We start from the raw sequence: 5098 nt of genomic DNA, 5'->3' as shown, positions 1-5098 counted from the left end.
CCCCGGCCCCAGTTCCAGGGCGGCCACCGTGGCGCCGCGGGCCGGAGAGCCCCCGGCCTGGCCGGTACCCGCGCCGTACAGCATCACGGTCCCCGAGTCGGCGGCCGTCGCGCCGGTGATGCTCGAGCGCACCTCGAACTCGGCGCCCTCCGACACCACGAAGTCACCGACTCCGACCGCATACCGGCCGGTGCGGCCGGAGTCGGCCGCATTACGGACGTGATAGGTGCGGTCAACGGATTCGCCGGGGAGCATTGCGCACGGGTCCACGTCGGGGATGCCGCCGCTCGCCCCGGGCGGAGCGGGGAATGCGGACGGAGCGGGGACTGAGGGCGGAGCGGAACCCCCGGGCGAAGCGGAATCCCCGGGCCCACCGGCCGGGTCGCAGCCCCACGACCCGAGAGCGAGATCCGGGGCGTCCGTCCAGGTGGAACCGTCCAGAGAGAACTCCAGATCGGTGTGGGCATCGAGGGCAGGCACCGTCACCGCCTGAGCCACGGACGCCCCGCCCAGGACCAGGGTGACGACCGCCGCCAGGATGAGTGGCACGATCCCACGCTTCCTGGGCGAACCCTGCGTCGGGCCGAGACGCAGCCCGTGCTCGGGCCCGGCGTCCGGGGAGGAGGGGGAGGCGTGGGGCATCGTCCGACTTCGTTAAGCCCGGACTCGGATGCCGGGGATCACCCGCACTCTATAACTAAAGTTGTTCTTAGCAAATGTGGACGGGGTTATCCTCCCAGGCCCAGCACCTCATCACACGCCCGCGCGATCGCCAGTTCCTCGTCGGTGGGCACCACGAGCACCGTCACGCGACTGTCGGGGGTGGAGATGACCCGCTCGCCGGTGCCGTTCTCGTTGGCCTCGGTGTCGATCTCCACACCCCAGCCGCGCATGGTGGCCAGCGCGTCGGCCCGCAGGCGCGCGACGTTCTCCCCCACCCCTGCCGTGAACGTGATCGCGTCCACGTCGCCGAGGACCGCCCAGTAGCCGCCGATGTAGCGACGCAGGCGATGGATCACCACGTCGTAGGCCAGCGTGGCGTCCTCGTCGCCGTCGTCGACCCGCGTCAGGAGTTCGCGGAAGTCGCGCGCCCCCGACAACCCCTCCAGTCCCGACCGGCGGTTGAGCAGAGTGGAGACGTCCTCGGGCGACATGCCGCGGTCACGGATGAGGTGGATGATCAGGCCGGGGTCGAGGTCTCCGGGTCGTGTACCCATGACCAGTCCCTCGAGGGGCGTCAGTCCCATGGACGTATCCATGGCGCGGCCACCTTCGATAGCGGACGCCGACGCCCCGTTGCCCAGGTGCAGGACGATCTGGTTGAGCTCGCCGTACGGGCGGCCCAGGACGTCGGCGGTACGGCGGGAGACGAACTCGTGGCTCGTGCCGTGGAAGCCGTACCTGCGCAGGTCCCACTCGCGTGCCGTCTCGCGATCGATGGCATAGGTGTGGGCGGCGGCGGGCAGGGTGTGGAAGAACCCGGTGTCGAACACGGCCACGTGCGGCAGCCCCGGCAGCAGGTCGCGGGCCACCCGGATGCCACGCAGGTTGGCCGGGTTGTGCAGAGGGGCGAGCACCTCGAGCTTCTCGATGTCGGCCTCCACCTCCGGCGTCACCTCGACCGGCTCGTGGAAGGCCGGCCCGCCGTGGACCACACGGTGGCCGATCGCCTCGACCCCCAGGTCGGTGGGATGGACGTGCAGCTCCTTCGCCAACTCCAGTACGTGACCGAGCGCGGCGGTGTGGTCCGGGAACTCCGCGTCCGCGGTGCGTTCTTCCGCACCGGCACCGGCCAGGTCGCTGCGGCGCACGGTCAGCGTGCCCACGGGCTCACCGATCCGCTCGACCAGAGCCCAGGCCAACTCACCCTCGACGGCGGTGTCGAGGATCTGCAGCTTCAGGGAGGAGGAGCCGGAGTTGATGACGAGCACGCGGGTCATGAGTCGCTTCCCTGGAGGTCTCCGACGCCCTGCGCCTGGACTGCGGTGATGGCGACCGTGTTGACGATATCCTCCACGAGCGCACCGCGGGACAGGTCGTTGATCGGCTTGCGCAGCCCCTGGAGGACCGGGCCGATCGCGACCGCGCCCGCGGTCCGCTGTACGGCCTTGTAGGTGTTGTTGCCCGTGTTGAGGTCGGGGAACACCAGGACGGTGGCCCGGCCGGCGACCGGGGAGTCGGGCATCTTCTTGGTCGCGACGGTGGGGTCGACGGCGGCGTCGAACTGCAGGGGCCCGTCCACGACGAGGCCGGCAGCCGGATCACCCTCGGTCGCCTCGGCGATCCGCGACCGCACAAGTGCGGTCGCCTCGCGCACCTTGTCGACGTCGGCCCCACTGCCGGAGTCCCCGGTGGAGTAGGAGAGCAGTGCCACACGCGGGTCGATCCCGAACCGCGAGGCGGTCTCGGCGGACGACACCGCGATGTCGGCGAGCTGCTGGGCGGTGGGGTCGGGCACCACCGCGCAGTCCCCGAACGCCAGAACGTGGTCGGCCAGGCACATGAGGAACACGCTGGAGACCGTCTGCACGCCGGGTCGGGTCCGGATGATCTCCAGGGCGGGGCGGATGGTGTGGGCGGTGGTGTGGGCGGCGCCCGAGACCATGCCGTCGGCGAGCCCGGTGTACACCATCATCGTGGCGAAATAGGAGATGTCGAGGATGCGGTCACGGGCCACGTCCAGGGTCATGCCCTTGTGCTTGCGCAGCTCGACATATTCGTCGGCGAACCGATCGGCGTGCTCGCTCGTCCGCGGGTCCAGCAGTGTCGCGCCGCTCAGGTCGATACCCAACTCGTCGGCACGCCGACGGATCGCCTCGGGGTCACCGAGGATCGTCAGGTCGGCCACGTCGCGCCGCAGGAGCCGGCCGGCGGCGTGCAGGATGCGGTCGTCGTCGCCCTCGGGGAGCACGATGTGGCGCTTGTCTGCGCGGGCACGCTCGAGGAGTTGATGCTCGAACATCTGCGGCGTCGTCACGTCGGGCGCATCGACCCGCAGCGGTGCGAGTAGTTCCTCGGTGTCGACGTGCTTCTCCATCAGGCTGAGCGCGGTCTCCACCTTGCGCCCCGAGCCCGAGAACACGCGCCCGCGGGTCTCGGCGGCCAGACGGGCGGTGTCGTAGGTGCCGTGACCCGTGCAGATGATCGGGAGGGTGGAGCGCATCCCGCGGACGAGCCTGTCCAACGCCGCGTTCGGCCTGACCCCACCGTTCCAGATCATCCCTGCCAGCGAGGGGAAGCCTTCGGCGGCGTGTGCGGCGAGGATGGCCAGGACCGCGTCGGTGCGGTCGGCGGGGACGATGACGACCATCCCGTCGACCAGTCGCTCCAGGATCCGGTCACCGGTCATGCCGCCGACCATCACGGCCATCGCCTCGCGGTCGAGCAGGGCCGGGTCGCCAGAGTAGAGCTCGCCGTCGACCGCCTCCATGAGCTCACCCATCGTGGGCGCGGTGAGCAGCGACTGGGAGGGCAGAGTCCAGGCCGGCACGTCCAGCGAACCGAGCTCGGCCCGGATCTCGTCCAGCGCGTCGGGATCGCACCGGTTCACGACGACTCCCACGGGGTGGGCGTGCTCGACACGCAGCTCCTCGAGGGTGAGTCGGGCGTTGGTGGCGATCTCGGCCGGGGTGCGGTCGGATCCGCGGAGCACCAGCAAGACGGGGGCGCCGAGGTTCACGGCGATCGTGGCGTTGAAGTCGAACTCGGTGGGGCTGGGCACCCCGGTGTAGTCGGTGCCGACGATCACGACGACATCGCACTGCCGGGCCACCGCCTCATATCGGTGCACGATCTCGCTCAGGGCGGCGTCGCGGTCGGAGTGCACGCGCATGTTGGTCACGCCGATGCAGTCCTCGTAGTCGAGGTCCACGGTGGTCTGCTGCAGCAGCATCTCCACGATGCGGTCGCGTACCGGTTCCTCGTCCTCGACGCCGGGACCGGCGGGGCGGGGCGCGACCGTGACGGGGCGGAACACCCCGACCCGCTGGACGGTCCCGGCCAGGATGCGCAGCAGCCCCAGCGCGACGGTCGACTTGCCCGTGTCGCCCTCGGGGGCCACGACGTAGACCGCGGACGAGGAGAGCGGCTCACCGCCCGACTGGGACGGGATCGAGAGTGCGGCGACGTCGGAGTCGGACAACTCGGCCCCGGTGGGATCGCCTGGCCCCGAGGCGCGGGGTTCGGACGCGAGAGTCTCGGACGCTGGAGTGTCGGACGCGAGGGTATCGGACGCTACGGACTCGGGAGGAAGGGATTCGGGCACGGGGGCATTGTGACAGCGCCGGCGGCGCAGCACACCTGGTACACACCCGACGGGCCGATCCCCCACCCCGGTCCGGGGCGGGTCGTCACACATCGGTGAGCCTGTCGACGCCGGGAGGCAGCCACGTGCACAGGCCGGGCGCGGAGGGGTTCACCACGGTTTTCCACCCTCCGGGGCCGTCGCCGACGAACCCGTGGTGGACGGGACAGCCGAGTGCCCCGTTGGCGACCGTCGTCGACCCGCCCCGTGACCACTCCCTCACATGGTGGAACTGACTTCGCCTGGCCGGGGCGGTGCACCCGGGGAAGGTGCACCCTCCGTGGGCGGCGTAGAGGACCAACCGCTGGATCGCCGACGCCAGGCGCCGGTCGGGGTGTGCGTCCACGTCGATCCGGTGCAGCTCCTCCCGGCCGTCGCGCAGCAGGGAGACGAACCACGGCATCGTTCCGGCCATGGAGACCGCCTGCCGCACGCTGAGCTGGGTGCCGGCGTCGGTCTGCACGAGCGTCGTGGGGTCCTCGAGCTGCTCCGGTGTCACCCGCACGACGATGGTCGCGATGCCCTTGGGGCGGGCGGGGTCGACGGTCGAGCCGAGGGCCCACTGGTGCACCAGGGCGTCGTGGGCGCGCTGTTCGGGGGCACGCTCGTCGGACCCGGGTTCACACTCCACGGCGCCGCCGGGCCCGCCGAAGTCGCACAGTGCCCTCTCGACCAGGGCGCGGCCGCGGGGCGTCAAGGTCATCGTCAGGGTGCTGGTGCCGTCGGACCGGACCGCGCCGAGCCGCGCCGAGCGCTGACGTTCCTGGTGCTCCTCGCGGTCCCGTCCGCGGTCCG

The 5098-nt window shown here is 71.1% G+C and carries 3 protein-coding genes and 1 pseudogene; all 4 read right to left on the bottom strand.

The features are described from left to right. A pseudogene (locus G6024_RS15705) lies at positions 1 to 642 on the bottom strand (hypothetical protein); the annotation flags it as partial. Positions 643 to 728: 86 nt separating this feature from the next. Next, positions 729 to 1940 (bottom strand): acetate/propionate family kinase, encoded by a 1212-nt coding sequence (locus G6024_RS15700; RefSeq protein WP_159149127.1) that lies wholly within the window; start codon positions 1938 to 1940, stop codon positions 729 to 731. After that, positions 1937 to 4357 carry a phosphate acetyltransferase gene (gene pta / locus G6024_RS15695; protein ID WP_235027943.1) on the bottom strand — a complete coding sequence of 807 codons (2421 nt, stop codon included), beginning with the start codon at positions 4355 to 4357 and terminating at the stop codon, positions 1937 to 1939. Before pta ends, G6024_RS15700 begins: the two co-directional genes overlap by 4 nt. Next, positions 4350 to 5098: HNH endonuclease signature motif containing protein (locus G6024_RS15690; RefSeq protein WP_159149126.1), on the bottom strand; the 749-nt coding region annotated here is incomplete at its 5' end. The genes G6024_RS15690 and pta, both read right to left, overlap by 8 nt.

Source organism: Dietzia maris, from assembly GCF_014144855.1.
In the GTDB taxonomy this organism is placed as follows: domain Bacteria; phylum Actinomycetota; class Actinomycetes; order Mycobacteriales; family Mycobacteriaceae; genus Dietzia; species Dietzia kunjamensis.
This window is presented reverse-complemented; position numbering and strand designations above follow the sequence as displayed.

Coding starts and splice junctions, on each gene's coding strand:
- pta (WP_235027943.1), bottom strand. CDS start 4,357: ATGTGTGACGACCCGCCCCGGACCGGGGTGGGGGATCGGCCCGTCGGG.
- G6024_RS15700 (WP_159149127.1), bottom strand. CDS start 1,940: ATGACCCGCGTGCTCGTCATCAACTCCGGCTCCTCCTCCCTGAAGCTG.